Annotated in this window: 1 protein-coding gene; it reads left to right on the plus strand. The window is 32.2% G+C overall.

The features are described 5' to 3' along the window. Positions 1-487: 487 nt before the first annotated feature. The gene (gene deoD, locus I6U48_RS29140) at positions 488-1,195 is read left to right on the plus strand and encodes a purine-nucleoside phosphorylase (protein ID WP_218324017.1); all 708 of its coding nucleotides are present in this window, start codon (positions 488-490) and stop codon (positions 1,193-1,195) included. Positions 1,196-1,218: the final 23 nt, after the last annotated feature.

A 1,218-nucleotide genomic window follows, 5' to 3' on the forward strand; every position in this document is an offset into this window, starting at 1 on the left:
CCGGGATATATTTACATTCTTCCAGCACGATAAATACTTTTGACAAGTCTAAAGCCCATATTTTTAAAAAAGCTAAGAATCTTTGATAACTCGCTGTGCTCAAACAATCAAATCTTCTAAGCTTTTTCAAAAATATGAGCTAAGACTTGTAGCAAAAGTATTTAAATGTGTATTCCAGAATGTAAATATATCCCTGCGTATAAGTTAAGTGTCTGGTGTGGTTATCCATAGGAGGGTGTTATTAAACAAAATTTTACATTTAGTAAATCCATCAATATCAATGCATTCAACTTTTTTAATTTCTATGTCTTGATATATAAAATGGACTTTATCACACCTTCCTATATAGGGTTATACGGCCGAAAGTAAACTTATGCTTCGGGAGATGTTACCAAACTGGAAGGTAGATATATATTGGAGTGTAAGTCTACTTTTGTTTAAGAGTGTTTATAGTCTGCGATTATATATTATTTAGGAGGAGTTTAGAATGAGTGTACACATAAATGCAAAGGAAGGTCAGATAGCTGAAAGCATATTACTTCCGGGAGATCCATTGAGGGCTAAGTTTATAGCTGAAAATTTTCTTCAAGATGTTATATGCTATAACGAAGTAAGAGGAATGTATGGTTTTACAGGAACATATAAAGGAAAAAAAGTTTCTGTTCAAGGAACAGGAATGGGCATACCATCAATATCAATATATGTAAATGAATTAATTCAGAGTTATGATGTAAAAAATCTCATAAGGGTTGGAACTTGTGGTTCCTTCCAGGAATCAGTTAAGGTTAGAGATATGGTCATTGCCATGGCAGCTTCAACTGATTCTAATATAAATAATATAAGATTCAATGAAGGAAATTTTGCACCAACAGCAAGTTTTAAATTATTAAAAAAGGCTTATGATTTTGCAGTTGAAAAAAACTTTGATCCAAAGGTTGGTAATATTTTTAGTTCGGATAATTTTTATAATGATAATCCAGATAGTTGGAAAAAATGGGCTAAGTTTGGATGCTTAGGAGTTGAAATGGAAGCAGCTGCACTTTATACATTAGCTGCTAAATATGGAGTTGATGCACTTACTATACTTACAGTAAGTGATCATCTTGTAACTGGTGAACTTACCACAGCAGAAGAAAGACAAAAGACCTTTACAAATATGATGGAAGTTGCATTAGATACAATACATTCATTATAATTTGTACCAACCCAACAAATCCA

Origin of the sequence: Clostridium thailandense, from assembly GCF_019207025.1 — a bacterium.
GTDB classification, from domain to species: Bacteria; Bacillota; Clostridia; order Clostridiales; family Clostridiaceae; genus Clostridium_AM; species Clostridium_AM thailandense.